The organism is Streptomyces sp. BRA346, from assembly GCF_052851135.1.
Map to the genome: position 1 here is coordinate 52,441 of NZ_JAIWIH010000007.1, position 23,812 is coordinate 76,252.

Below are 23,812 nucleotides of genomic sequence, written 5' to 3' on the forward strand. Positions count from 1 at the left end.
AAACGTCAACACGGCCCTCAGTGTTAGGCTCGCCCCGGAGCATGTCAACGGTTACATCGCGGTGAAACCACTCGGCGACACCCAGTGGTCACTTCGGGAGGCACCTCGGGAGGGGCACACGATGCCGGGCAGGGCAGAACAGCGGGTCACCCTCCGTGATGTGGCGAAGGCCGCCGGTGTGAGCACCGCGACCGTCACCCGGACCCTCCAGAACTCTCCCCGCGTCGAGCCCGCGACCCGCCGCCGCGTCATGGAACAGGTCCGGCTCCTGGGCTATTCGCCCAACCCCATCGCCCGCGACCTGCGGTACGGCCGACGCGAGGCGGCCGTCGGACTGGTCACCGCCGGTTTCACCAACCTCTTCCAGGCCGGGGTCGCCTCCGGCGCCGAACGGGAACTCCGCCACGCGGGACTCCAGCTGATCATCGGTTCCACCGACGACACCCCCGCGCGGGAGCCCGAACTCGCCCGCGCCATGATCGACCGCCGCGTCAGCGCCCTGCTGATGATGCCCGACGGCGACCACCGCGACTTCCTCTCCCCCGAGCACACCCACGGCACTCCCGTCGTCCTGGTCGGCCGCCCCGCCGCCGACCTGGCCGCCGACGTCGTCATGACCGACGACGACCAGGCCGTCCAGCAGGCCACTGAAGCCCTCATCGGCCTCGGCCACCACCGCATCGCGGCACTCACCGGACGCCTGGACTCCTTCCGCGCCGCGCAGCGACTCGGCGGCTACCGGAACGCCCTCGCCGAGTCCGGCATCCGCGAGGAACCGCAGCTGGTGATCGGCGATCTCACGACCCCTCAGCAGGCCCGCGACGCGGTCGTACGCCTGCTGGAGCTGCCGTCGCCCCCCACGGCCGTCCTCGCGCTCAACCTCGGCATCAGCACGGGGGTCCTCATCGAACGGCTCGCCGGACGGCACGCGTTCGCCTTCATCGGACTCGACGAAACCGACATCTCCAAGGGGCTCGGCGTCTCGGCCGTCGTCCGCGACCCGCAGGAAGTCGGCCGCCAGGCGGCACGCCTGGCCATCGACAGAATCGCCGCCCCCGACCGCCCGCCGCGCACCGTCACCGTCGCCAGCACCTTCGTCCGGCGGGGCACGGGCGAAGTGGGGCCGTGAGGCCGCACGTCCCGCGTGGGCCGACGACCCGCGGGGTCAGGCCCGTTGTCAGTGGTGTCTGTCAGGCTCGATCCGTCCGTCCCCGGCCAGGAAGGCAGACGATGACCGACACACCCGCCCCCGAGCACTACGCACCCCGGTGGGACACCGACGCCCGCCCCACCCCGCCCGGCGTCGGTGGCGAAAGGGAGACCCTGAGCGCCGTCCTGGACTGGCACCGGGCAACCTTCGAGCTCAAGTGCGCCGGCCTGCCCCCGGAGCGGCTGTCCGAACGGGCGGTGCCGCCGTCCGGTCTGTCCCTGCACGGCATCGTGCGACATCTGGCGGGTGTCGAGCGCTGGTGGTTCCGCATCCAGTTCGCCGGCGAGGACGTTCCGATGCTCTACTACTCCGACGACGACCCCGACCAGGACTTCGACACCCTGGACGGTGACGTCGACGAAGCCTTCGCCGTCTGGCGGGCGGAGTGCGAGCGCTCCCGGCACATCGTGGCTGCTGCCGCCTCACTGGAGGAAACAGGGATCCGCAAGCGCACCGGCGAACCGATCTCACTGCGACGGATCATGGTGGACCTGATCGCCGAGTACGCACGGCACACCGGCCACGCCGATCTCCTGCGCGAGTGCATCGACGGCTCCACCGGGATGTGAGCCGCCGACCGGGACACGCCACCGCCGGGGGCTGATCAACGCGTCGTGTGGGCGCCTCCGTTCACGTTCAGCACCTGGCCCGTGATGTGGCGGGCCGCCGGAGAGGTGAGGAAGGCGACCGCTTCCGCGATGTCCGCGGGCGAGCCCGGGCGGCCCGTGGCGGTGGAGGCGATCAGCCACTCGCGGCGTTCGTCCGCGAGATGGTCGCGGAAGAACTCGGTGTCGGCGATGTAGCCGGGCGAGACCACGTTGGCGGTGATACCGCGCGGGCCGAGCCGACCGGCCAAGTCGACGTTCCATGCCGCGAGTCCGGCCTTGGACGCGCCGTAGGAACCGGCCCCCTGGTCGGCGGCGATCGACCCGATGTGCACGACCGCGCCGCCGGAGGCGAGCCGTTCGTCCACGCACTGTGTCGTCAGCGCGGCACTGACGAGGTTCGCGTCGAGGTTGGCGCGGAAGTCGCGGGCGTAGGAGGCGAGGTCCGACTTTCCGTCGGCGTCGAAGTCGGTGTTGCCGCCCGCGTTGTTGACCAGCACGTCGAGCCGGTCGGGCAGCTCGGCGAGCAGCCCGGTGAGGGCTTCGGGCTCCGTGTGATCGCAGACCACGGCCCGTACGCCCGCCTCGTCCGCCAACTCCTTGAGCGGGCCGGGGCGGCGGCCGGTGACGATCACGTGCTCCCCGTGCTCGGCGAAGTGCCGGGCGACCGCGCGGCCGATACCCGTACCGCCGCCGGTGATCAGAATGTTGCGTGGCATAAGCTGGGCTCCGATCGTGTTCAGATCTAAATTTAGATCTAAACGTAACGGAGGAGAGGTGCCATGCCAAACGGCCCCAGGGCGGGAGGCAACGACGAGCAGCCGGTGGACGACACCGAGCACGACCACGCGCGGGACATCGCCGCCGCCTGGGAGCGGGAGCGCCCCGGGACCCCGGTCTCGTCGATCCGGATCGTCACGCCGATCTGGCAACTGGCCAAGCTCTTCGGGGACGACCGGCGCCGGGTCCTCACCCAGGCCGGGGTGGACGCCGCCACCCTCGACCTGCTCAGCGTCCTGCGCCGGAGCGGCCCCCCGTACACGCTCAGCACCCGCGAGCTCAGCCGTCGCTCCCTGGTCACGGCGGGCGCCATCTCGCAACGCACCGCCCGCGCCGAACGGGAGGGGCTGGTCATCCGCCAACCCGTCCCGGGCCGCCTCCGTACGGTCGAGGTCACCCTGACCCCGGCGGGCCACGAGCTGGTCGAGGCGACCGTCGACCAGGTGCTCGGCCGCGAGTCCGAGTTGATCGACGGCCTGACCCCCGACGAGCAGGCCCACCTCACATCGCTCCTGCACCGCCTCCTCCAGGACGTGCAGCACCGCCTCGGCGACAGCCAGATCACCCACGTCGGCGAGGAGTGACGCCAGGTCCTGCCGTCATGCACGGCGGGATTTCCTACGACCTGGCAACGGCCCCCTGGACGCCCTGCGGAGCGTCCACGGGCTCCTGGGGGTTCCGCGGCCTGTCGGCGAGCTTGAACCAGACCAGTCCGGCGACGATGACGCCCAACCACACGGCTCGGGCCGGGGTGAGCGTCTCGTCGAAGAAGACGGGACCGAGGAGTGCCGCGCCGACCGCGCCGATCCCCGCCCAGACGGCATAGCCGATTCCGACGTCGATGGTGCGCAGTGCGACGCTCAGCGCGTAGAGCGTCAGAAGGAAGAACACGACAGCGACCAGCGACCACGTCAGGCGGGTGAAGCCATGGCTTCCGCCGACGGAGAGCGCGTAGCCGACCTCGAACCCTCCGGCGAGGAGGAGCATGAGCCAGGATTGCGCCGAGTTGCGGTGGGTGTCGGACATGTCGGTGAGTCCTTTCGCGGGATGAATCGGGTGGGTGGCGGGATCGTCAGGCGACACCGCTGAGCTGGAGGCCGACGACCCCGGCGATGACGACGGCGATGCCGAGCGCCTTGCGCCAGTTGAGGCGCTGGCCGAAGAGCAGCACCCCGAGAACGGTGATGCCGATTCCGGCGACGGACGTCCACAGGGCGTAGCCGACGCCGACGTCGAAGGTGAGCAGCGCCTTGCTGAGGAAGTAGGTCGCGATGGCACCGCTGAGCAGGGTGGCGACGGTCCACCGGCGGTTGGTGAAGCCTTCGGCCTTGCCTGCCGCGATGGCGACGGTGATCTCGAAGATGACGGCGATGGCGAGGTGGAGCCAGTGCATGGGTAGTCCTTGTCTCAGGCCGCGGTCGGAGCAGGATGATGCCGCCCATATATTTGCTTGTACGTGCATGCTTTTGGATGCCAGAGAAGCCCGATGGGCGGGCGGAAGCGGAGTAAGCTTGCATGAGCATGTATCTTGTTGTCAACGCATCGCCTGAGAGGGAGAGCTGCCCCATGACCACGACTTCCCCTGCACCGGCCGCCTCGTCCGACCAGGCCATGTGGGGAAGGGTCCTCACCCTGCACGCACAGGTGGAACACCAGCTCACCCAGGCACTCCAGCGCAAGCACGGAATGGGGCTCTCCGAGTTCCGCGCCCTGGAGTGTCTCGTCCAGGCCAAGGACGGCGAGCTGCGCATGCAGGAACTCGCCGACAAGGTCGGCCTCGGGCAGAGCTCGGTGACCCGGCTGGTCGGTCGGCTCTTCTCGGCCGGCTTCGCCTTCCGGGACCTGTGCCCCGACGACAAGCGCGGCGTCTACGCCGTCATCACCGACGACGGCAGGCAGCGCTACGCCGACGCGCGCGGCACCTACTCCGAGGTCCTCAGCGCGGCGCTGAACACCGCGGGCGCCGCCCCGGAGTTGGCCGGTACGGTCCAGGCGCTGCGCAGCGCCCTCTGAGCGACATCGCGGGCACCCGCCCCGAGTCGACGGCTGCCCACCCGCCTCCGACCGCCCCTCACGGAGAGGACGTCGAACGACGGGCCTTGGCGACCTCGGCCGCCAGTTGCTTCTGGACTGCCTCGGGCAGCCTGCCTCCGTGGATCGTGCCGATCAGGTCCCGGGCCAAGCGGTGCACCTTGGTGTTGGTGTTCTGGGAGGTGTTGACCAGCACGTTCCAGGCCGCTTCGGGACTCAGACCGAAGGAGACCACCAGCATGCCGCGGGCCAGGTCGATCGTCGGCCGGGTCCGTATGGCCCGGCGTAATTGGATCACTTCGGTGCGTAAGTCCTGCTCGGTTTCCCGTTGCGGTCTCGCGTCGCGGGGGTCGGTGGGTGCCGTGGCTTGGTCGTCGGGGCCCGGCTGAGCGAACAGATCCCGCGTGCCGGTCACGTCGAGCAGCCGCTCGACGGCCGGGCTGCTTCCGCGGATGGCGACGGTCTTGCCCTGACCAAGGGCCCGCTGGCGCAGGCCGAGCAGGACGTTGAGGCCGGAGCAGTCGCAGAATTCCAACGCGGTCAGGTCCAGGTCGATACCGCTGTCCGATCGGTGGAGGGCCTCGTCCAGGTCGCGCCGGAGCGGTTGGCCGCCGTAGTCGAGTTCCCCCCGCACCTTCACGCGCATCCGGCGGCCGTCCGGCACCACGTCGACAGCCACCAGGCAGGGCATGAGCACCGCCGACTCACCGTCGCCCTCCGCGCGCCCGGCGCCCTCCACGAAGAGGGGCTGTGCAGGTTCCGGCATGGCGGTGGCCTCCCCTTGTCCGGTCGCCGGCCTCAGTCTTCAGATTCACCTACCTGCCCCACATGCGTCAACTAATACATGAAATGCATTACGTGCTTTTGAATGCACGTATGGTCAGTCTCTAGAGTTGGACCATGGATGAAGTGCCCGAACCTCACACCGGATGGACGTTTCTGACCAACCATGCACGGGTGCTGTCAGCCATCGCGGACAACCACAACGCCCGCATCCGCGATATCGCCGCGCACTGCCGACTCACTGAACGCGCCGTCCAGAAGATCATTTCTGACCTGGAGCGGGACGGCTACCTCTCCCACGTCCGGGAAGGACGCACCAACACGTACCAGATCGATCCGAGCAAAGTCCTGCGCCACCCGGCCGAAGCCGGACTGACCGTGGCATCACTGCTCTCCTGGCTCGTCCGAGACGAGGCCGAACGCAAGACGGCCCCCGACAGCCACCCCCGGTCCCAGAACCCCAGCTGACCACGGCGCTGAGCCGGGCCCGGGCGCGGGCCGGGCTCCAGAAGCGTCGGTGAAGCATCTGTCGGCAGGGACGGCTCATTCGGTGCGCAGGGCCGTGGCGGTCCGGGCCCTGGCGGCCCAGCCGGCGGGCAGGAGCGCGCCCAGGGTGGCGATGAGCAGGCCGCCGAGTGCGAGCGGGAGCAGTTCGGCCGCGTGGTAGACGGCGATGACGGAGTCGGGGAAGCGGAGCCCCACGCTGTCGCCCATCGCGGGCATGACCCAGCCGTGCAGGGTGACGCCGAGCGGACGTCACCCCCGAGCAACTGGCCGCGGCCGTCCGCACGGTCCGTAGCGGCGACGCCCTCCTCGCGCCCGCCATCACCCGCCGCCTCGTGCAGAGGTTCACCCGGCGCGGCAGCGACACCGCCGTCCTCCACCGCGACCTCGCCTCGCTCACCCCGCGCGAACTGGAGGTCCTCGGCCTGCTGGCCCGGGGACTGAGCAACGCCGAACTCGCCACCCGCCTCCACCTGGCCGAGGCGACCGGACCCACGTCGCCCGCATCCTCGCCAAGCTCGGACTCCGCGACCGCGTCCAGGCCGTCATCGCCGTCTACGAGACGGGCTTGGTCAGCGCCGGCGCACACGAGGCCGCCCAGCAGCCCACCGAGCAGCCGGAGACCGTAGCCGAGGGCGGGGCCGGGCACGGTCGGCAGCGCGGATCAGCGCAGCCCGGCGAAGAGATCGTTCTCGGGTACGGCGGCGCCGGTGGCGTCCTTGACACGTACGTAGGTCTCCATGCCCATCAACTCGCCGAACCTCTCCTTGCCCATCTTGAGGAAGAAGATGTTCTCGCCCTGACTGGCGTGCGCGGCCAGCGCATCGAACTTCTGACCGCTGAACGCGGTGGTGTCCACCCACGTGGTGATCTCGTCGTCGGGGAGGCCGATCTCGGCCATCGCGGCGGCCTCGGCAGGATCCGGCTCCGGCATGTCCGGATGAAACTCGCGCATGATCTCCCCGAACCGCTGCATCCCCGAGCGGGGCATCGTGGTCCAGTACACCTTCGGTGTCAGCGTGGTCATCTCCAGCGCCGCCATCGTGATGCGGTGGGCCTGGATGTGGTCGGGGTGGCCGTAGAAGCCGTTCTCGTCGTAGGTGACGACCACATCGGGCCGGTAGTGCCGCATGAGTTCCGCGAGTCGGGCGGCGCCTTCCTCCACGGGGGTCTGCCAGAAGGATCCGGGGGCGTCGTTGCTCGGCCAGCCCGTCATTCCGGAGTCGGGATAGTCCAGCATCTCCAGATCGCTGATCTTCAGGACGTCACAGCTGGCCTTGAGTTCTTCACGGCGCATCGAGGCGACGGCCGCCGGATCGTGCCCGGGATCGCCCGGCTTCACACCCCCGGGTCCGTCACCGCAGCCGCCATCGGTACACGTCACGAGAACCGTGCGGATGCCCTCCGCCGCGTACCGCGCGAGGACCCCTCCGGTTCCGGTGGCCTCGTCGTCGGGGTGGGCGTGTACTGCCATGAGCGTCAAGGGCCGGTCAGTCATGAAACAGTCCTCCTGCGGACATACGTCGTGATCCACGTGCGCGGCGGGCGTACCGCGAACCTGGGGTCCGGATCCTGGTGGACGGACGACCTCGTGCTCTCCGTGTTCTCCGCCGTGCGGCGCCGGTCCCCCGGTCGATGCAACCGCGCCGCCGGGGCGGCTGTTCCCTGCGCAGCAAGGTTGGTGCTGCTAGGCGGAACTGGTGGTGCTGGTCGGCTGAGCCTGCTGCTTCGGCGAGCCCGGCTGGCAGGCTGACCCGGGAGCCGCAATCCGCGGTGGGTGCCACTCGGCCTCATCATCCTGCTGGAGTACCCGGCCCCTCTCCAAGCAGGTGCATGCTCGGCGGAAGGCGGGGTAAGCACGCCCACATCAGCTCGAATTCAGAGGTGTGGCCAAGACCCGCACGGGGGCCGACCGCTGGAAGAACGTAGTGCCGACCATGAGGAGAACGTAGTGTCGACGGCCATCGGATCGGAGGACTCTGCTCTGGGGGCCCCTGCCGACGGGGCGGCCTCGTGAGGACGGCTGGAGACCTCATGGCACCTCAGCACCCCGCACACCGCGACGGCGACCGGCCGGGCTGGTTCACGCGCCTGGCGGAACACGCTTCGAACTTCACCAGCTCTCCCGGCTTCTTCGGTGTGTGCCTCGTTCTGGTTGCCGGCGCGATCACCGCGCACATACTGAAGCTGCCCACGCCGTGGCTGCTGATGGTGGGCGAGGCGATGTCCGCTGTGTCGCTGCTGCTTCTGGCACTGCTGAAGAACTCCGAACGGCGTGCAGAACACGCCATCCAACGCAAGCTCGACGCCATAGCCGCCGCTCTGCTGGAGAGCCAGCGGCAAGAACCAGGAGCGGCGAGCGAGGAACTCCGCCAGGCCATCAGCATGGAGAAGCAGAGCTGACCACGCAGGCGTGGCTACCAGCCCCCGTGCGGCCGGCTTCACGGGGGCCACCACCGTCCCCGAGGGCAACGTCACCGTCACCCCGTTCAGCAAGGTACGGGCCGAACTCGTGCCCCAGTCGGTCAAGGGCCGGTTCCGGGGACGGCCCAAGCTCGCCGTGGACATCCTCGGCAACGTCAAGGTCACCGCGTCCATCAGCGGCAGCGACAACAGTCACAGCAGGCCGCCGCTCAGCTAAGCCTCCGGAGAGCTGGACAAGGCTTCACTGATCATGCGCGTGGCGAAGTCGCGGTCGTCGGTGAGCCGGTTGATGTGCTCCGCGAGCAGCAAGGCCGTGGCTTCCAGGGGGTTCATCTCGTCCTCGGTCCAGTCGCCGAACTGCTTGCGCCACAGGTTGGGGCTCAGGCCGGTGCCGGCCGCGACGACCAGGCCGGTCATGGTGGGGATGACCTCGGGACAGATGCTCTTGGGCATCATGCGCATCGAGGCCACGAAGCTGGGCACGACGTACTCGATGACATCCCTGTCGTGGTCCTCGTGGGCCATCCGCAGCCACTGCATGAACATGTAGATGAGCGTGCATGCACCGTCCAGCATGTCCTTGGCCTCGTTGGGGCCGAGTGACGCGGCGAATTGTTCGCTCAGCTGCTGCTGTTCGGGGTCGGTCTCGGCCTTGCCGTCGTAGATGGCTTTGAGCCGAGAGTCGATCACCATGAGCGCAGCACCCACATCGCCGGCGGGAGCGTACTGGGGGTCACAGGGCGATGACACAGGATGACTCCTCGGGGTGCGTGGGCAACACGGCATGTCCGACGGTAGCCCGAAAAAAGAGGGCTCGGCCTGACATCGCGTGGTGGACACTCCTTCGAGCGGATCACGACACCGACACCAGCGGGACCTTCACCGACGTCAATCCGAAGAAGTGCCACCCTGTGTGGAACCGGTCAGCTCGGGGACGGTTGCGGCCGTCAGGGGGTGCGGGGTTTCCCCTGAGCGTAGAGCCACTTGTTGAACAGCGGACCGAGGTTCTTCCCGGACTCCCGTTCCGCGAGCCGCTGGAACTGGGCGGTGGTGCCGTGAGCGTGGCGGTGCTGTACGGCCCAGGCGCGCAGGACGCGGAAGAAGACACGGTCGCCGACGGCGCTGCGCAGGGCGTGCAGAGCCATGGCACCGCGGTCGTAGACGGGGCGGCCGAAGATCTTGGCGCCGCTGCCCGGGTTGCCGGGCGGGAACGCCCACAGGGGATCGCCTGCGGGAGTGGCGTACAGGTCGTCGAAGCTCTCCTGGGCACTGGCGCCGCCGTGCTGCTCGTCGTAGAGCCACTCGGCGTAGCTGGCGAACCCCTCGTTGAGCCAGATGTCCTTCCAGGAGGTGAGGGAGACGGAGTCGCCGAACCACTGGTGGGCGCTCTCGTGGACGAGAGTGCCCAGGCCGGGGGCCCTGTCATAGACGGGCCGGGTCTGGGTCTCCAGTGCGTAGCCGACGTTGGGCGCGTGGTCGACGATGGAGCCGGCGGCGCGGTACGGGTAGGGCCCGAACAGCTTGCTCTCCCACTCCAGCACGGACGGCAGCTTCTTCAGCACGGGTGCGGCGGCGGTGGCCTCGCGCGGGTCGACGGCGTCGTAGACCCTGATGCCGCTACGGGTCGTGTACTGCTTGACCTTGAACTTCCCCACGGTCGCGGTGGCGAGGTAGGCGGCCATGGGTTCCTTCTGCCGCCAGCGGAAAGTGGTCTTCCCCTTGCGGGTGCGCTGGCCGAGCAGGACGCCGTTGGCGACGGCGGTACGCCCCTTGGGGACGGTGAGCGTGATGTCGTACGACGACTTGTCGAGCGGGTGGTTGTTGGCCGGGAACCAGGTCATGGCGCCCTGGGGTTCGCCGGCGACGAACGCGCCGTCGTCGGTGGGGATCCAGCCGTCGCGGGAACCGTCGGGGTCGGTGACCGGGGCGGGCTTGCCCTGGTAGGTGACGGTGACGCGGAACGTCTGCCCCTTGTGCAGGGCGCGGCGGGGGGTGACGACGAGTTCCTGACCACTGCGCTTGTGCGCCGCCCTGGCCCGGTCGACGGTCAGACCGGTGATCCTCAGGCCCTTGAAGTCGAGGTCGAAGCGGGTCAGGCGCTGGGTGGCGCGGGCGGTGAGGACCGCCTTGCCAGTGAGGTGTCGGCTCTTCGGGTCGTAACCGAGCGTCAGTCCGTAGTGGGCGACGTGGTAGCCGCCGTTGCCGGCGCGTGGGAAGTAGGGGTCGCCGACGCCGGGCGCGCCCGCCCGTCCGGCAGCGGCGGCGGGTCCCGCCGCCGCGAGCAGGGCCGCCACCGCGACGGGGACGGTGGCGGCTCCGCGGCCGAGGACGGCGGGGCGTATGCGGGGGTGGGTCACGTGCGCGCTCCTTGGGGGGGGGTGGCGTGTGAGCAAAGGAGCCTCAGGGTAGGCAATCGGACCCCTCGTTCACCCCCGTTCAGGTCACCTCGTGTGCCGCCGAACCCGTGCGGGCCGGACTCATCGGTCTGAGGATGGCCGCGCACAGGGCGGCCAGGGTCAGCGCGAGAACGACGGTGATGCCGACTTCCCGGAGCATGACCCGCTACGAGTAGCAGCCCTGGCGCGCCGGCACCGGCAGCCTTGTCCGCCCCGGCCACCTCACGTCGGATCAGACCGTGAATTCCCGGATCACGGTGTTACGGAACACCGCCTGCCCGTCGATCGTGAACAGGGCCAGCCCTGTGTCGGACGGGTCGGGGAAGGCCTCGGTCGAGTGCACGTACCGGCCGTCGCCGACGAACATCTCGACGGTCGAACGGTCGACGAGGATGCGCAGGCGGACCGTGCGGGCGGACTGGTCGAAGGGCGTACGGCTCTCCTGCCAGCGGCCGGAGGTGTCGGGGCTGATGGTGTAACCGCGATTGACGAAGGCGTAGCCGCCGTAGATCCCCGCGTCGATGTGCCGCCCACCGTCCGGAGACCGCCGCAACTGGAGTCCGGCACCCACCAGTTGATCCCAGGTGATCTCGCAGGTCAGCTCGTACGCCGTACCCGTGTAGTCGAGCAGTCGCGTGCCGTCGACGGTGATGTCGCCGAGGTTCACCGTACGCGACACATGGTCGTCCAGGGCCGCCACCGGCTGGGACGCCAGGTAGTACGTACCCGACGGCGTACGCTTCAGCCGCACCTCGCGGACGATCGAGTCGGTGCCGTTGAAGCCGTCGCACTCGATCGTGGGGGTGGTGCTCGCGTAGTCCCAGTGGTTCATCCAGCCGATCGCGTACCGTGCGGCCGGGTCCAGGGCCCCGTTCGCGTCGCGTTTGTCGAAGGTGACCGCCGCGTACCAGTCCCAGCCGTGGTCCAGCCACTGGGGATCGGATACGTCGGCGGTGAAGGTCGTGCCGTCGAAGGAGCCCGTCCAGTACGCGAACGTGCTCGGCAGCCCGGAGCCCTTGCCATTGGCGCTGACGCCCAGCACCCACTTCCAGGCCCCGTCCTCCGCCCTGATGCGGAACAGGTCGGGGCACTCCATGACGCCGATGCCACCCTTGATGAAGCCGCTCACGTACGTCCACGCCTTGAGGTCGGCGGAGTGGTAGAAGCCCACTTTGTCGTTCTCGGCAAGCGTCATCACCCACCGCCCGCGCTCCTCGTCTCGTATCACCTTGGGGTCGCGGAAGTCCCGTACGCCGGGGTTGGGGAGGACCGGGGCGGTGCCGTGGTGGGTGAAGGTGCGGCCGGCGTCCGTCGAGTAGTACAGGTACTGCGCCTGGGTGACATCGTCGGGCGCCATGGTGGCGATGACGATCACCGCGCCCGCGCCGAAGCCCGCCGTACCGTCCGTGTCGACCACCGCCGAACCGGACCAGACATCGCCGTTGGGGGTCGTGTCCTTCGGCACGGCGACGCCCTTGTCGGTGAAGGAGACGAGGTCGGTGCTGGTGGCCAGGCGCCAGGCGGTACCTGCCGTCGTGCCGCCCGTCGAGTAGTCGGGGTTGTAGAGGTAGTAGTAGTGGTACTCGCCGTTGATCCAGATCGGGCGCTGGGGGTCGTTCATCCACTGGTCGGGGACCGTGAAGTGATACTCGGCGCGGTAGCTGCCCGTGCACGCGGCCGTAGCCTCACCGGACACCGCCTCCGCAGGTCTCGCGGGGACCGGCAGCAGAGCACCGGCGGCGCCGGCGGCCGAGGCCGCCAACAGCGACCGCCTGGACAGGGTCCTGCTCGGATCCAGCGAGCTCCTCGATATGCCACGCATCGTGCGACTCCCTTCCCCGACGTCGTCGTCGGGACGCGGCTCATGTGGACCGGACCGTATACCTAACTCGTTAAAGGTCAAGCCTTCGCACACAGTTCGTTCAGCGACTTCCCCACCACCACATCCCTTGACAGGGCAGTAACGGGATTCTCATCATCAGGGAATCAACTGTGGCTAACTCGAGTTAGGCTCGCCCATGACCGACTCGCTCCTCTCCCGCCGGGGCCTGATGCGCTACGGGGCGTACGGCGCCGGAGCCGCCGCTCTCGCCGGCGTCGCGGCCGGCTGGGACCGCCTCACCGCCGCCGACATCCCCGGCCGCGACGACGGCTCGCTCGTCATCGCCACCCTCGGCTCCGCCCTCACCCCCGAGGCCCAACGCGCCCTGCGCGACGGGTTCCGCGAGGTCCACCCCGACATCAAGATCCGTATCAACGCCGTACAGGCCTCCGACTGGTCGGACTTCTTCTCCAAGATCCTCACCCAGATCGCCGCGGGCACCGCACCCGACCTCGTGTACGTCGCCACCGAGGGCGTGCAGCTCTTCGCCCAACGGCTCGGCGTTCCGCTGGACAGGTGGGCGAAGCGGGACGCGGCCGAGCTGCGCCCGTACTTCGCCGATGTCCATCCCTCGCTGGTCGAGTCGATGATGTACGAGGGGAGCCTCTACCAGCTGCCGGTCGAGTTCAACGCGGCCGACATGTACGTCAACAACCGGGTCCTGGAGCGGGCGGGCGGCGGCCTACCCGACGCCGACTGGACCCGCGACGACTTCACGACGCTGCTGCGCGCGATGAAGCGCGGCAACGGCGCCCGGTTCACCCCCTACTTCTGGACCAACCGCCTGTGGGGCGGAGTGGTCCCCTGGCTCTTCGCCAACGGAACCAACCTCCTCGCCGAGTCCAAGGCCCCCGGGGGTGAGTGGCTCTGGAACTCCTTCTATCCCGAGGCGCAGCGGCGCGGCCGGGGCGGTGGCTACCGATGGACGACACCCCAGGCCGACTCCGACCGCGTCGCGGAGGTGTACGACTACCTCGCCTCCCTCGTCCAGGAGGACCTGTGCACCCGCCCGGAGGGCGGCGACGGCCGGAACCTCGTCGGCGTGTTCTCCACCGGCCGCGTCGGCGTCACGCCCGCGGGCGGCTTCTGGGCGGGCGGCCTGCACCTCGCGGGCATGGAACCGACCGACTACGACGTCCGGTACTTCCCGCGCTGGCGCACGCGACGTCACCAGTTCGGCGCCGCAGGGTACGCGCTGCTGCGCACGTCGAAGATGCGGGACGAGGCCTGGGAGTTCATCAAGTACACCACCCGCAAGGACGTGATGACCCAGCTCTTCGCAGCCAACCAGACCACCCCGGCCCGCCGCTCCATGGTCGACGCGGCCCGCTACCGGGAGACCGGCCCGGCCCACTGGCAGGTCTTCTACGACACCCTCGACAAGATCCCCACCACCGGCCCGATCCCGGCCCCGCCGCAGGTCAACGAAGTCGAGCAGCTGCTGATCAAGCACACCGGAACCGCCCTCGCGAGCCCCCGCACGGTGCGCCCCGCGCTGCGACGGCTACAGGGGGACCTGGAGCAGGCCATGGAGCGTGAGGTATGACGAACACCGAGATCAGGCCCGTACGACCGGAGTCCGTCCGTACCCGCAAGACCCGTCAGAGCCGTCAGGCGTCCGAGCGCGCGGCCACCACCGCCCGCGGCCGGGGCACCCGCCTGCTCGCCGCACTGTTCCTCGCGCCCACCGTCGTCGGCATCGTCGTCTTCACGGTCCTACCGATCGTCGGCTCGGTCGTCCTCAGCCTCTTCCACTGGGACGTGATCGAGGACCCGCGGTGGGCGGGAGTGGCCAACTACCGCAAGATCCTGACCGATTCGACGGTCCTCGTCTCCTTCCGCAACACGCTCGTCTTCATGGTGCTCGCGGTCGCGCTCCAGCTGCTGTTCGCGCTCGTGCTGGCGATCACGGTGAACGGCCGGATGCCCAAGTGGCTGCGGTCAGTTTTCCGTTCGGCCTTCTTCTTCCCGCTGGTGCTGTCCGCCGCCTCCATCTCGGTGGTGATGAAGTACCTGTTCAATCAGGACTTCGGCCCCGTGAACTGGCTGCTGGGCACGGTCGGCATCCCCTCGGTCCCCTGGCTGACCTCGGAGAACGGGGCGATGGCGGCCGTGGTCCTGGCATACGTCTGGCAGCAGTTCGGCTTCTCGTTCCTGCTGTTCGTCGGCGGACTGAACAACATCCCGAAGGAGGTGCACGAGGCGGCCTCGCTGGACGGCGCGAGCGGCCTGCGCAAGCACCTCGCCATCACCCTGCCGCTGCTGTCGCCCACGCTGCTCGTGGCGTCCGTGGTCGGCATCATCAACGCCCTCCAGGTATTCGAGCAGCCGTACGTTCTCACGGCCGGCGGTCCCGGCGACTCCACCCGCACGGTCGTGATGGTCATCTACGAGACGGCCTTCGAGCAGCTCCGCTTCGGCGAGGCGTCCGCCGTGGGCGTCCTGCTCTTCGTCCTGATCATGGCGGTCACCGCCCTCCAGTTCCGGCTCAGCCGGCGCTATGTCCACTACCAGTGAGCCGGGTGAGCCGAAATGAGTACGAGTTCCCTGTCGGGTTCCGCGTCGGGATCCCTCCCGAGCCCCGCCGTGTCGCGTGTACGGCACGGCCTCGCGCCCTGGGCCCGGATCGCCGGCCTGGCGCTGTGCGCCCTGTTGACGCTCGGCCCGGTCATCTGGACGGTGTCCACGTCGCTGCGCACACCGGCGAAGTCCTTCGACCTGCCGCCGGAGATCATTCCCACGAACCCCACCGTCGTCGCCTACCGCGGGGTGTTCGACCAGATCGACGTCTGGCTGTACGCGCTGAACTCCACCCTGGTGACCGCGCTGATCGCGGTCGGCCAGATGATCACCGCGGGCCTGGCGGGCTATGCCTTCGCCCGCCTCGAATTCCGCTTCAAGAAGCCGCTGTTCGCGCTGGTCCTGGCCACGATGATGGTGCCCTTGCAGGTCACGATCGTCCCGGTCTTCCTGGAGCTGAAGGCGATGGGTCTGACCGACACCCTGCTCGGCCTCATCATCCCGGCCTTCCCGACGGCCTTCGGCACCTTCCTCATGCGCCAGTACTTCCTGGGCATGCCGAAGGACCTGGGCGAGGCCGCGATGATCGACGGCGCGGGCCCGTGGCGCGTCTTCCGGTCCGTGTACGCCCCCTTGGCGGCCCCCGGTCTCGCCATCGTCGGCGTACTGGCCTTCAACTACCACTGGAACGAGTTCTTCCGGCCGCTGATCCTCGAAACCTCCACCGAGAACCTCACGCTGCCGCTGGGTCTGGTCTCCCTCCAGGGCAACCTCGGCACCGGCTCGATCTCCGTCGTCCTCGCCGGAGTCGTCCTCTCCATGATCCCCGCCGTCGTCGTGTTCGTCGTCGGCCAGCGCCCTCTGCGCGAGGGCATCACCTCCGCAGGAGTCAATCGTTGAGTTCCGTGAGCCGGTCGACCGACGCACAGAGCCCGCGCTTCCGGGTCCGCCCGCCGACCAACTGGATGAACGACCCGAACGGGCCGTTCCGCTGGGGCGGTCGCTACCACCTCTTCTACCAGCACAATCCCGACGCCCCCGTCCACGCGAACATCCACTGGGGCCACGCCTCCAGCCCCGACCTCGCCCACTGGGACGACCACGGGATCGCCCTGCGGCCGACACCCGGCGGCCCGGACGAAGCGGGCTGCTGGTCCGGCTGCGTGGTGGACGACGGTGGTGTACCGACAGCGGTGTACTCCGGAATCGACCGCGATCACCAGGGCCTGAGCACGATCTGTCTCGCCGTGGCCGAGGACGATGGCCTGGAGGAGTGGAAGCAACTGCCGGTGCCGGTGGTCGCCGGCCCGCCACCCGGCATGGACGTGACGATGTTCCGGGACCCCTTCGTCTTCCGCTTCGCCGGACGTCGCTGGGCGCTGGTGGGCGCGGGCCACGCCGACGGCACCCCGTCCGTTGTGGTGTACGACTGTGAGGACCTGTACGCGTGGCGGTTCGCCGGGGTCCTGCTGGACGGCCGTGACGCGGCGGCGGCCCGCGCCTTCGGTACGCGGGCGATCGGCTGGGAATGCCCGCAGATGTGGGAGACCGCCCGGGGCGACTGGGTGCTGGCGGTGGCGCTGTGGGACGGCGACCCGCTGAACACGGCCTACCTGACGGGACATCTGCTGCAAAAGGAGGACGGTGCGTTGCGGTTCGGAGTCGGCACCGGCGGCCCCCTGGACCTCGGCCGCGACTTCTACGCCCCCTCCGTCCTCCAGGACACGGAGTCCGGCCGCACCCTGCTGTGGGGCTGGTCCTGGGAGTCACGTCCGCCCGAGGGGGTGGACCGCGCCGACTGGTCCGGAGTTCTCACGGCACCACGCGTGGTGGACACCCACGAGGACGGCACGTTGCGGGTCGCACCGGCTGCGGAGCTCGAACTGCTTCGAGCGGCCGTCCCGTTCACGGCCACACCCGGACCGCACTGGCCGCTCCCCCTCTCGTACGACCTGCTGGTGACCGCCCGGTCGGCGGCGACGTTGAGTCTGCTGCGGGCCGCGTCCGGAGGCGAACTGACCGTGCGGCTCGACCCGGGGTCCGGCACCGTGACCCTGAACCGCACGGCCTGGCCACGCTCCCGCCCGGACGGCACGGCCCCCCTGGTCCTGCCGACCCCGCGGGGCGAGGCCCTCACCGTACGGATCCTCGTGGACGGCTCCCTTCTGGAACTGTTCGCGGGCGACCGGGCGATGGCCACGGAACGGGTGTACCGACGGGACGACGACGTCCCGGAGCTGACCGTGTCGGGGACGGACGTCGAGGTCACGGGTTGGGCGCTGGTCCCACCGAGCCCCGCATGACGACGGGGCACTCCAGCCGCCGGGTGGTGACGGGCGGCGCCGTCCCGCTGTCGATGGCGTCCAGGAGCAGGCGGGCGGCCGTCTCTCCCATCGCGCGGTGGGGCAGCGCCACCGTGGTGAGGGGCGGGCTGAGGAAAGCAGCCATGTGCTCCTGGTCGTCGTAGCCGACGACGGACAGATCGGCGGGCACGTCGAGGCCCAGACGCGCGGCGGCGTGGATGACGCCCGCGGCGACCCGGTCGTTGTAACAGACGATCCCCGTGGGCCGCCGGTCTGCGGGAACACCGTCCAGCAACCGCAACGCTCCCTCGTACCCGGCGGCGATCTCCCCTCCCGTCCGCAGGAGCCAGTCCTTCTCGGCGGTCAGCCCCACCGCCCGCAGCGCGTCCCGGAAGCCACGCAGGCGCTCCGCGGTGGCGATGTCGTCCAGGCCGCCCACCTGGGCGACACGACGGTGGCCCGCGTCGAGGAGGACGCGCGCGGCGCTGCGGCCACCGGCCCGCTCGGCGGGGATGACGGCCGGGAGGGAGCCGTCCTCGGCGAGACAGTTGGCGAGCACGGCGAACGTGCGGTGCAGGCCTTCGGGGACTCGGGCGCGGCGCAATGAGAGCGCGGCGTAGATGATCCCGTCGACCCTCCGGTCGAGCAGTTCGGCGACGGCCGCGTCCTCGGTGACCGGGTCCTGCCCGGAGTCGACGGTGAGCACCAGATGCTCACTGTTCCAGGCCGTGTCCATGGCCCCGCGCAGCAGCCGCCCGGCGAACGGCGACGTGGCGATCTCGTCCGTGACCAGACCGATCACGGCGGTACGACGTCGGCGCAGGCCGCGGGCGACCGCGTTCGGCCGGTAGCCGAGCTGTGCGGCTGCCTTGCGGATCTTCTCCTGCGTCTCGGCGGAGAGGTTGCCCCGGGCACGCCCGTTGAAGACGAAGGACACGGCCGTGTGCGACACCCCGGCAAGCCGGGCGACATCCCGCGAGGTCGCCCGCTCAGCCCCGCCACTCCGCGTCTTGTCGACCCCGCCCATGCCTCGTCCCCGCCGCATTTGCCTGATCAGGCCAGCCTACCCGCGGAAGATGTTGCGGAGCCCGTCCTGCCGACGTCCTGAATCCGCCGCGCGCCGGAGAGTCATTCGCCTGACAGCCTCCGCGATGCATACGGAAAACCAAATGCGCAGGTCAGCGAAGCGCCAAACCTTGTGTGGATTCGCACGGCCGCACCAGCGATCAGCTGTCTGCGGAGAGGTCCCCGTAAAGGAGCTGTGCCGTGAGTTCCATGCACCGCGTCCGGGCCGCGGAGAAGCCGCAGGGCATCTTGGTGACCGCTTCGAAGGCGCTCATCCGGGCGTCCTCCTCGCCAAGCAACGCCACCGGCGCCGCGCCCTGTCCCCGGCGGCCCGCGCATGGGGCCATCTCCTCGACGTGACCGTCGGCTACGGCTACCGCCCCTGGCTGGCAGGCATCTGGCTCCTCGCGCTGATCCTGCTGGGCACGCTGTCCTTCGGCGCTGACTCCCCCGCCTTCGGCTGGGTGCTGACGACCGCTGTCATCGCGGGTGTCACCCGCACCCCACCCTGTCCTGGGTCCGGCCCCCGGCTCGCGACCAGTGGACACCCACAGAACTCGTACTATATCTTGTACAAGTCAAGAGAGGAGGCAGCAACCATGTCCATCACCGCCAGCGAGGCACGCCAGAACCTGTTCCCGCTGATCGAGCAGGTCAACGAGGACCACGCCCCGGTTCACATCACCTCCCGCAAGGGGAACGCCGTCCTGATGTCCGAAGAGGACTTCACCTCCTGGACGGAGACGGTGCACCTCCTGCGCTCCCCCAAGAACGCCCGCCGCCTGCTCGACTCCATCGCCGAGGCCGAGGACGGCCGGACTCAGCAGCGTGAGCTGATCGACCCCGACGCGGAGCATGCGTGAGGATCTCGTTCACGTCGCACGCCTGGGAGGACTACACCTACTGGGCCGAGAGCGACCGCAAGATAGTCAAGCGCGTCAACAAGCTGATCGACGACACGATGCGTGACCCCTTCAAGGGCATCGGCAAACCGGAGCCCCTGAAGGGCGACCTCTCCGGATACTGGTCCCGGCGGATCGACGACACGCACCGGCTGGTGTACAAGCCGACAGACGACGAGTTGATCATCGTCCAGGCCAGGTACCACTACTGACCACGCGCTTCCATGGTGGGCAGGCCACAGGGCGAACGAAACCCCGCCTGAAGGGCATCGGCGACGCGTTGTTCGAACGCAGCAACTGTCGTGTGGCCCGGGGCTGGAGGGCTGAGGCTCGGTCTCCGACACCCCGCCGACCCCCGAGGACACTGTGTAACGGCCCCGGCCGTCCCCGCGGCCGCTACACGGTGGGAGGCCGTACCCGCCCTCAGCGCTCAGGCGACGGGACCGGTCGCCGTACTGACCCGGGGCTCCTGCCGCGTGACAGCCACCGACGGCGGCGTGACGCCAGGGTTCGAGATGTCCGCAGGCCTGTGCCTACCGTGGCGCCACGGGTGAGGAAGGCGGGACGACAGCCCATGGCCTTCCCGTCCTCGCAGGCCAGAAGGATTCTGCCCGCGTAGCGCGTGGTGGGGCGGGCGGGACTCGAACCCACGGCCGACGGATGATGAGTCCTTCGAGGATCTCCTTGCGCTTCTACGTCGATTCTTGGCGTCTCTGCAGGTCAAACAGGGTGAATCATGTCGGCAACCCTTGGTCCTTGTCGGTCTGTTCCTATCTTGTGTCCCCAACGCGTCCTCACCGGCCCCACCAGGACCGAGCCTGAGGCTCTGGCCGGACATCGCGGGAGCTCGGAAACGGACCTCGAACTCGTACGCAGCGGCTTTCCCTTCCAACGCGAATGCGCACGGTGCCGGAACCGGGGACGGAGGCTCTATGACCAGTGTGCTGGGCCACCCCTGCCCGTGGCGGGCCAGCCGGAGTGATCCACGGTAAGGGGCAATGAGGAGACGAGGTCGGGATCTCGCGGCCCGTGCCGCTTCGGATGGCTCTCATCGAATGCGTCGGGCGATCCCGGTCGCCCTGCCCATCAGCCATTCCAGCGGCCCCCGCTGGAAGAAGCGGGACCAGAGGGTGGCGAGGACGGTGACGGACGCAATGAAGCCAAGCAGGACGTACAGCGGCGGGACGGCCAGTTCCTCGGTATCCAGGAGCCAGATGGCGACGATGTGGTAGACGTACGCCGTCAGTGACATCGAGCCGACCGCGATGACGGGCTTGGCCAAGCGGCGCAGCCGGGGGAAGGCGTCCATGGCGGCCAGACACGCGGTGATCACCAGGATCGCCACACCGGTGTGGCCCACGATGGACAGGGTCGCCTCGCTGTGCGGGGAGGCGACCAGCATCCCGGCGGAGGTGTCGCCGAAGATGCCAGCGCTGCCGGGCGGTGCGGACGACATGGACGGCATGCCCGGTCCCCCCGCAGCTTCCCGAATGGCTTCTGCGGCACCGGGCACGAGACGCAGCGCCAGCCAGGAGCCGCCATAGCCGGTGACGGCAAGGGCGACGCCGGTGAGGGCGAGGCGTATCCGGACAGCCGTGGCTGCCAGGTCGAAGCGGGCGACAGCCATACCGGCGATGACGAACGGGACCCAGGTCAGGGCCGGATAGCCACCGGTGAAGAGCAGCGAGACGATGCCGTCGGCCTGGCCGACGGTGGGAAATTCGCGGCCGCCGACCACCGGCTTCAACAGGTACAGCAGTTGCGGGCCCACCAGGGCCCATCCTGCGGCGATCATCGCCAGCGGCTTGGCGCCCAGCCGGTACAGCGGCAACACGAGCAGGAAGAACAGTCCGTAGAAGGCGAGGATCGGGACGACCGGGGTGCCGGTCATGGTCAGGGCGCTGCCGAGGACCAACAGGATGACGGCCCTGATGACGACCTTGGCGACGGCTTGGCGGCCGGCCAGGCCTGTCTTCGGCCTGCGACGCCCGGTGATGAGAGCGACCGCGAAGCCGGCCAGGACGGCGAACAGGGCGGAGGAGCGTCCTTGCGCCAGCTCCATCAGGAAGCCGATGACACCGCCCTGGCTCGGGGCGGGCCCCACGTGGACCGCGTACATGCCGAAGACGGCCAGGCCGCGGGCCAGGTCCAGCCCGATCAGTCGGCCCACGCCGGGCGCGCCCGTCGAGGGCTCACTGCGCTCGCGTGCAGGGGACGGTGCGGTCGGCGGGGAGTCCGCGTGATCTGTCATGCCACTCAGGCTGGAGACCGGGCTGATCACGGAGTATCCGGCAGAAGGCTGGGGGCTCCCTGCCGACTGGAGGGTGCTGCCCTGCCGTGTGGCTGGAGCCGCCGCTCGTCGGGCCGCCGGGGCTCTGCATGGCTTTAGGGTCGAGTCGGCATGGGCCGGACGGCATGAACGAAGGTGAGGCGCAGCGCGTGATCCGGGTAGTGGTGGTGGACGACGAGGCACTGATCCGCTCGGGCTTCGAACTCATTCTGGGCGCGTCCGAGGACATCGAGGTCGTCGCGACCACGAGCGGTGGCGAGGCCCTGGAAACCGTCCGCCGGGAGCGACCCGACGTGGTGCTGCTGGACATACGGATGCCGGACGTCGACGGACTCACCGTCCTGCGCGAGCTGCGAACGATGCCGGATCCGCCGGTAGTGGCGATGCTGACGACATTCGACGCCGACGAGTACATCCTGACCGCGCTGCACTCCGGCGCGGCCGGTTTCCTGCTCAAGGACACCGAGCCGGAGCAGCTCGCCCACCTGGTGCGCACCCTGGCCGCCGGCGGCGTGGTGCTCTCCCCCAAGGCGTCGCGGACCCTGCTGCACAGCCACCCCGGCACCGAGGCGGTCGTCGACGAGAAGGCGGCCCGCGTCCGGCTGCTCACCGCCCGCGAGCGCGACGTCCTCGTCCTGGTGGCGGAGGGGCTGTCGAACGCCGACATCGGGGCGCGCATCCACCTGGGTGTCGGCACGGTCAAGGACCACGTCAGCGCGATGCTCACCAAGCTACGGGTGACGAGCCGGGTGCAGGCCGCGCTGCTGGCGCAGCGAGCCGGACTGCTCGACGAGCACCCGCGGCCGGAGGCCGGGCGATGAATGGCGCCCGCGCGCTGTGGGAGCGTGTGCCCGCGCCGGCCGTCGACCTCGTTCTGGTGGTGGCAGCGGCCGTGGACCTGCGGCTGAACCTGTGGGACGACACGCGCCTCGGCGTCGCGCTGGCCACGCTCGGCTGCGCCGCGTTGGCCTTCCGGCGCAGGTTCCCGCTCGGTGTGTTCCTGCTCACCCTGCCCATCGCGCTGACGCAGCCCGTCGCCGTCGCTCCGCTCGCGGCGCTGTTCACGCTGGCCGAACGCTCCCGGAACCGTCCTCTCCTCGCGGTGTGCGTCGCCCTGACCGCCCTCGCCAACAGCACTCCGTGGCCCCTGGCCGGCCTCACCGAGGTTGGCCGGACCATGACGCTGATCACCTTCGTATACTGCCTGGCGACCGCCGCCGCACCGGTCCTCATCGCACAACTTCTCCAGACGCATCGGGTCTTGGCGCGGCGGCTCGTCGAGATCGAGGAGGCCAGGGAGCACGAGCGGGCACTGCACGCCCAGGCGGTGCTCGCCCGCGAACGCGCCCAGCTGGCCCGTGAGATGCACGACGTGGTCTCCCACCAGGTCGGCCTGATCGCTGTACGGGCCGGAGCCTTGCAGGTCGCCACCAAGGACGCGGACGCCAAGGAGGCTGCCCATACGATCCGTTCGCTGAGCGTCACCACGCTCGACGAATTGCGCACCATGGTCACGCTGCTGCGCGCCTCCGGCGGCCACACAACCGAGCTGACTCCTCAGCCCACCCTGGCCGACCTGCGCAAACTGGTGGAATCCAGCGGCACACAAGCGGAGCTGACGGGTGAGCTGCCGCCCACCGTGGGCACACCCGCGCAACGGGCCGTCTACCGCACGGTCCAGGAGGCGCTGACCAACACACGCAAGCACGCACCCGGCGCCACCGCGTGCGTCGAGCTGTGGCAGGACGACGGCGACGTCGGAGTGACCGTCACCAACACCCCGCCCACGCGTCCCTCCCTCTCCCTCCCCGGTTCGCAGCAGGGCTTGGTAGGTCTGCGGGAACGGGCCGAGATCCTGCACGGCAACCTGGAAGCGGGCCCGACCGCGGAGGGTGGCTACCGGGTGCGGCTGCGGATTCCCCTCAGCGCGGACTGACCGGCCAGGCGGCCGGACGGCCCAGCCGCCGCCCGGCTACTGGCCACGGCTCGCCACCTCATGCTGACCCATCGGGTGGTGCCGGCTCACGGGACGACGGAAGCTTGCCGACGGTCCCTCCGCGGACGTGACCACATGCCGTGGTGGTGGCTGGATGTTTTCGGTCGGTCGGCCTATCGGC

At 69.5% G+C, this 23,812-nt stretch carries 24 protein-coding genes and 4 pseudogenes; 17 read left to right on the forward strand and 11 right to left on the reverse strand.

Translation table 11 applies throughout. The features are described from left to right. The first annotated feature begins 121 nt into the window (after positions 1 to 121). Both LCH29_RS12430 and LCH29_RS12435 read left to right on the forward strand, forming a co-directional pair. Positions 122 to 1,129, forward strand: coding sequence for a LacI family DNA-binding transcriptional regulator (locus LCH29_RS12430; RefSeq protein WP_446461762.1), 1,008 nt, complete (start codon positions 122 to 124; stop codon positions 1,127 to 1,129). A gap of 101 nt (positions 1,130 to 1,230) precedes the next feature. Next, on the forward strand, positions 1,231 to 1,779 hold the full coding sequence (locus tag LCH29_RS12435) for a DinB family protein (RefSeq protein ID WP_446461763.1): 549 nt from the start codon (positions 1,231 to 1,233) through the stop codon (positions 1,777 to 1,779). Positions 1,780 to 1,814: 35 nt separating this feature from the next. Here LCH29_RS12435 and LCH29_RS12440 read toward each other — a convergent pair whose 3' ends face one another. Continuing rightward, on the reverse strand, positions 1,815 to 2,534 hold the full coding sequence (locus LCH29_RS12440; protein ID WP_446461764.1) for an SDR family NAD(P)-dependent oxidoreductase: 720 nt from the start codon (positions 2,532 to 2,534) through the stop codon (positions 1,815 to 1,817). A gap of 63 nt (positions 2,535 to 2,597) precedes the next feature. Here LCH29_RS12440 and LCH29_RS12445 point away from each other — a divergent pair, with 63 nt between their 5' ends. Next, positions 2,598 to 3,179: a MarR family winged helix-turn-helix transcriptional regulator gene (locus LCH29_RS12445; RefSeq protein WP_446461765.1), complete on the forward strand. Its 582-nt coding sequence runs from the start codon at positions 2,598 to 2,600 to the stop codon at positions 3,177 to 3,179. Between the two features lie 34 nt (positions 3,180 to 3,213). Here LCH29_RS12445 and LCH29_RS12450 read toward each other — a convergent pair whose 3' ends face one another. Both LCH29_RS12450 and LCH29_RS12455 read right to left on the reverse strand, forming a co-directional pair. Further along, positions 3,214 to 3,621, reverse strand: coding sequence for a DMT family transporter (locus LCH29_RS12450; RefSeq protein ID WP_446461766.1), 408 nt, complete (start codon positions 3,619 to 3,621; stop codon positions 3,214 to 3,216). A gap of 46 nt (positions 3,622 to 3,667) precedes the next feature. Beyond that, positions 3,668 to 3,988 (reverse strand): DMT family transporter, encoded by a 321-nt coding sequence (locus tag LCH29_RS12455; RefSeq protein WP_446461767.1) that lies wholly within the window; start codon positions 3,986 to 3,988, stop codon positions 3,668 to 3,670. Positions 3,989 to 4,161: 173 nt separating this feature from the next. Between LCH29_RS12455 and LCH29_RS12460 the strand changes: the two genes are divergently transcribed. Beyond that, positions 4,162 to 4,608, forward strand: coding sequence for a MarR family winged helix-turn-helix transcriptional regulator (locus LCH29_RS12460; protein ID WP_446461768.1), 447 nt, complete (start codon positions 4,162 to 4,164; stop codon positions 4,606 to 4,608). 58 nt (positions 4,609 to 4,666) lie between these two features. On the opposite strand, the gene LCH29_RS12465 is transcribed toward LCH29_RS12460, so the two are convergent. Further along, positions 4,667 to 5,392, reverse strand: coding sequence for an ANTAR domain-containing protein (locus LCH29_RS12465; RefSeq protein WP_446461769.1), 726 nt, complete (start codon positions 5,390 to 5,392; stop codon positions 4,667 to 4,669). A gap of 134 nt (positions 5,393 to 5,526) precedes the next feature. On the opposite strand from LCH29_RS12465, the gene LCH29_RS12470 reads away from it, so the two are divergent. Next, complete coding sequence (locus tag LCH29_RS12470; RefSeq protein WP_446461770.1) at positions 5,527 to 5,877, forward strand: helix-turn-helix transcriptional regulator; 351 nt, start codon at positions 5,527 to 5,529, stop codon at positions 5,875 to 5,877. Positions 5,878 to 5,952: 75 nt separating this feature from the next. On the opposite strand, the pseudogene LCH29_RS12475 reads toward LCH29_RS12470, so the two are convergent. Next, positions 5,953 to 6,162, reverse strand: a pseudogene (locus LCH29_RS12475) (ABC transporter permease); the annotation flags it as partial. Between LCH29_RS12475 and LCH29_RS12480 the strand changes: the two are divergent. After that, positions 6,162 to 6,496 (forward strand): annotated as a pseudogene (locus LCH29_RS12480) (response regulator transcription factor); the annotation flags it as partial. The pseudogenes LCH29_RS12475 and LCH29_RS12480 overlap by 1 nt on opposite strands. Before the next feature lie 81 nt (positions 6,497 to 6,577). Here LCH29_RS12480 and LCH29_RS12485 read toward each other — a convergent pair. Beyond that, positions 6,578 to 7,411 (reverse strand): PIG-L family deacetylase, encoded by an 834-nt coding sequence (locus tag LCH29_RS12485; RefSeq protein ID WP_446461771.1) that lies wholly within the window; start codon positions 7,409 to 7,411, stop codon positions 6,578 to 6,580. Between the two features lie 536 nt (positions 7,412 to 7,947). Here LCH29_RS12485 and LCH29_RS12490 point away from each other — a divergent pair. Both LCH29_RS12490 and LCH29_RS12495 read left to right on the forward strand, forming a co-directional pair. Continuing rightward, entirely contained in the window at positions 7,948 to 8,316 is a 369-nt protein-coding gene (locus LCH29_RS12490; protein WP_446461772.1) for a low affinity iron permease family protein, read from the forward strand. A 46-nt stretch (positions 8,317 to 8,362) separates the two neighbouring features. Beyond that, positions 8,363 to 8,527 (forward strand): annotated as a pseudogene (locus tag LCH29_RS12495) (RICIN domain-containing protein); the annotation flags it as partial. Positions 8,528 to 8,550: 23 nt separating this feature from the next. On the opposite strand, the gene LCH29_RS12500 reads toward LCH29_RS12495, so the two are convergent. The 3 genes from LCH29_RS12500 to LCH29_RS12510 all read right to left on the reverse strand — a co-directional run bounded on the left by LCH29_RS12500 (position 8,551) and on the right by LCH29_RS12510 (position 12,555). Next, positions 8,551 to 9,087: a hypothetical protein gene (locus LCH29_RS12500; protein WP_446461773.1), complete on the reverse strand. Its 537-nt coding sequence runs from the start codon at positions 9,085 to 9,087 to the stop codon at positions 8,551 to 8,553. Positions 9,088 to 9,284: 197 nt separating this feature from the next. Beyond that, positions 9,285 to 10,694 carry a M1 family metallopeptidase gene (locus tag LCH29_RS12505; RefSeq protein ID WP_446461774.1) on the reverse strand — a complete coding sequence of 470 codons (1,410 nt, stop codon included), beginning with the start codon at positions 10,692 to 10,694 and terminating at the stop codon, positions 9,285 to 9,287. 271 nt (positions 10,695 to 10,965) lie between these two features. Continuing rightward, positions 10,966 to 12,555 carry a glycoside hydrolase family 32 protein gene (locus tag LCH29_RS12510; RefSeq protein ID WP_446461775.1) on the reverse strand — a complete coding sequence of 530 codons (1,590 nt, stop codon included), beginning with the start codon at positions 12,553 to 12,555 and terminating at the stop codon, positions 10,966 to 10,968. A gap of 196 nt (positions 12,556 to 12,751) precedes the next feature. Here LCH29_RS12510 and LCH29_RS12515 point away from each other — a divergent pair, with 196 nt between their 5' ends. Genes LCH29_RS12515 through LCH29_RS12530 form a run of 4 tightly spaced genes read left to right on the forward strand, consistent with a single transcriptional unit; the run spans position 12,752 to position 17,438 of the window. Beyond that, the gene (locus LCH29_RS12515) at positions 12,752 to 14,161 is read left to right on the forward strand and encodes an extracellular solute-binding protein (RefSeq protein ID WP_446461776.1); all 1,410 of its coding nucleotides are present in this window, start codon (positions 12,752 to 12,754) and stop codon (positions 14,159 to 14,161) included. Further along, positions 14,158 to 15,132, forward strand: coding sequence for a carbohydrate ABC transporter permease (locus LCH29_RS12520; protein ID WP_446461777.1), 975 nt, complete (start codon positions 14,158 to 14,160; stop codon positions 15,130 to 15,132). Before LCH29_RS12515 ends, LCH29_RS12520 begins: the two co-directional genes overlap by 4 nt. Before the next feature lie 15 nt (positions 15,133 to 15,147). After that, on the forward strand, positions 15,148 to 16,035 hold the full coding sequence (locus LCH29_RS12525) for a carbohydrate ABC transporter permease (protein ID WP_446461778.1): 888 nt from the start codon (positions 15,148 to 15,150) through the stop codon (positions 16,033 to 16,035). 5 nt (positions 16,036 to 16,040) lie between these two features. Beyond that, positions 16,041 to 17,438 carry a glycoside hydrolase family 32 protein gene (locus LCH29_RS12530; RefSeq protein ID WP_446461860.1) on the forward strand — a complete coding sequence of 466 codons (1,398 nt, stop codon included), beginning with the start codon at positions 16,041 to 16,043 and terminating at the stop codon, positions 17,436 to 17,438. Here the strand turns inward: LCH29_RS12530 and LCH29_RS12535 are convergent. Then, positions 17,401 to 18,483 carry a LacI family DNA-binding transcriptional regulator gene (locus tag LCH29_RS12535; protein ID WP_446461779.1) on the reverse strand — a complete coding sequence of 361 codons (1,083 nt, stop codon included), beginning with the start codon at positions 18,481 to 18,483 and terminating at the stop codon, positions 17,401 to 17,403. The genes LCH29_RS12530 and LCH29_RS12535 overlap by 38 nt on opposite strands. Before the next feature lie 301 nt (positions 18,484 to 18,784). Between LCH29_RS12535 and LCH29_RS12540 the strand changes: the two are divergent. The 3 genes and pseudogenes from LCH29_RS12540 to LCH29_RS12550 all read left to right on the forward strand — a co-directional run. Then, positions 18,785 to 19,006 (forward strand): annotated as a pseudogene (locus tag LCH29_RS12540) (oxidoreductase); the annotation flags it as partial. A gap of 96 nt (positions 19,007 to 19,102) precedes the next feature. Then, the gene (locus tag LCH29_RS12545; RefSeq protein WP_446461861.1) at positions 19,103 to 19,366 is read left to right on the forward strand and encodes a type II toxin-antitoxin system Phd/YefM family antitoxin; all 264 of its coding nucleotides are present in this window, start codon (positions 19,103 to 19,105) and stop codon (positions 19,364 to 19,366) included. Continuing rightward, positions 19,363 to 19,617: a Txe/YoeB family addiction module toxin gene (locus tag LCH29_RS12550; RefSeq protein WP_446461780.1), complete on the forward strand. Its 255-nt coding sequence runs from the start codon at positions 19,363 to 19,365 to the stop codon at positions 19,615 to 19,617. Before LCH29_RS12545 ends, LCH29_RS12550 begins: the two co-directional genes overlap by 4 nt. An 836-nt stretch (positions 19,618 to 20,453) precedes the next feature. Here the strand turns inward: LCH29_RS12550 and LCH29_RS12555 are convergent. After that, positions 20,454 to 21,656 carry a DUF418 domain-containing protein gene (locus LCH29_RS12555; protein ID WP_446461781.1) on the reverse strand — a complete coding sequence of 401 codons (1,203 nt, stop codon included), beginning with the start codon at positions 21,654 to 21,656 and terminating at the stop codon, positions 20,454 to 20,456. Positions 21,657 to 21,820: 164 nt separating this feature from the next. On the opposite strand from LCH29_RS12555, the gene LCH29_RS12560 reads away from it, so the two are divergent. Next, positions 21,821 to 22,516, forward strand: coding sequence for a response regulator (locus LCH29_RS12560; protein ID WP_009718115.1), 696 nt, complete (start codon positions 21,821 to 21,823; stop codon positions 22,514 to 22,516). Further along, complete coding sequence (locus LCH29_RS12565) at positions 22,513 to 23,631, forward strand: sensor histidine kinase (protein WP_446461782.1); 1,119 nt, start codon at positions 22,513 to 22,515, stop codon at positions 23,629 to 23,631. Before LCH29_RS12560 ends, LCH29_RS12565 begins: the two co-directional genes overlap by 4 nt. Positions 23,632 to 23,812: the final 181 nt, after the last annotated feature.

What these genes read in the sequence shown, in the direction of transcription:
- LCH29_RS12565 (WP_446461782.1), top strand. Translation starts at nt 22,513, where the DNA reads ATGAATGGCGCCCGCGCGCTGTGGGAGCGTGTGCCCGCGCCGGCCGTC.
- LCH29_RS12440 (WP_446461764.1), bottom strand. Translation starts at nt 2,534, where the DNA reads ATGCCACGCAACATTCTGATCACCGGCGGCGGTACGGGTATCGGCCGC.
- LCH29_RS12430 (WP_446461762.1), top strand. Translation starts at nt 122, where the DNA reads ATGCCGGGCAGGGCAGAACAGCGGGTCACCCTCCGTGATGTGGCGAAG.
- LCH29_RS12555 (WP_446461781.1), bottom strand. Translation starts at nt 21,656, where the DNA reads ATGACAGATCACGCGGACTCCCCGCCGACCGCACCGTCCCCTGCACGC.
- LCH29_RS12520 (WP_446461777.1), top strand. Translation starts at nt 14,158, where the DNA reads ATGACGAACACCGAGATCAGGCCCGTACGACCGGAGTCCGTCCGTACC.
- LCH29_RS12545 (WP_446461861.1), top strand. Translation starts at nt 19,103, where the DNA reads ATGTCCATCACCGCCAGCGAGGCACGCCAGAACCTGTTCCCGCTGATC.
- LCH29_RS12455 (WP_446461767.1), bottom strand. Translation starts at nt 3,988, where the DNA reads ATGCACTGGCTCCACCTCGCCATCGCCGTCATCTTCGAGATCACCGTC.
- LCH29_RS12445 (WP_446461765.1), top strand. Translation starts at nt 2,598, where the DNA reads ATGCCAAACGGCCCCAGGGCGGGAGGCAACGACGAGCAGCCGGTGGAC.
- LCH29_RS12485 (WP_446461771.1), bottom strand. Translation starts at nt 7,411, where the DNA reads ATGACTGACCGGCCCTTGACGCTCATGGCAGTACACGCCCACCCCGAC.
- LCH29_RS12490 (WP_446461772.1), top strand. Translation starts at nt 7,948, where the DNA reads ATGGCACCTCAGCACCCCGCACACCGCGACGGCGACCGGCCGGGCTGG.
- LCH29_RS12535 (WP_446461779.1), bottom strand. Translation starts at nt 18,483, where the DNA reads ATGCGGCGGGGACGAGGCATGGGCGGGGTCGACAAGACGCGGAGTGGC.
- LCH29_RS12525 (WP_446461778.1), top strand. Translation starts at nt 15,148, where the DNA reads ATGAGTACGAGTTCCCTGTCGGGTTCCGCGTCGGGATCCCTCCCGAGC.
- LCH29_RS12560 (WP_009718115.1), top strand. Translation starts at nt 21,821, where the DNA reads ATGAACGAAGGTGAGGCGCAGCGCGTGATCCGGGTAGTGGTGGTGGAC.
- LCH29_RS12465 (WP_446461769.1), bottom strand. Translation starts at nt 5,392, where the DNA reads ATGCCGGAACCTGCACAGCCCCTCTTCGTGGAGGGCGCCGGGCGCGCG.
- LCH29_RS12460 (WP_446461768.1), top strand. Translation starts at nt 4,162, where the DNA reads ATGACCACGACTTCCCCTGCACCGGCCGCCTCGTCCGACCAGGCCATG.
- LCH29_RS12515 (WP_446461776.1), top strand. Translation starts at nt 12,752, where the DNA reads ATGACCGACTCGCTCCTCTCCCGCCGGGGCCTGATGCGCTACGGGGCG.
- LCH29_RS12435 (WP_446461763.1), top strand. Translation starts at nt 1,231, where the DNA reads ATGACCGACACACCCGCCCCCGAGCACTACGCACCCCGGTGGGACACC.
- LCH29_RS12470 (WP_446461770.1), top strand. Translation starts at nt 5,527, where the DNA reads ATGGATGAAGTGCCCGAACCTCACACCGGATGGACGTTTCTGACCAAC.
- LCH29_RS12510 (WP_446461775.1), bottom strand. Translation starts at nt 12,555, where the DNA reads ATGCGTGGCATATCGAGGAGCTCGCTGGATCCGAGCAGGACCCTGTCC.
- LCH29_RS12450 (WP_446461766.1), bottom strand. Translation starts at nt 3,621, where the DNA reads ATGTCCGACACCCACCGCAACTCGGCGCAATCCTGGCTCATGCTCCTC.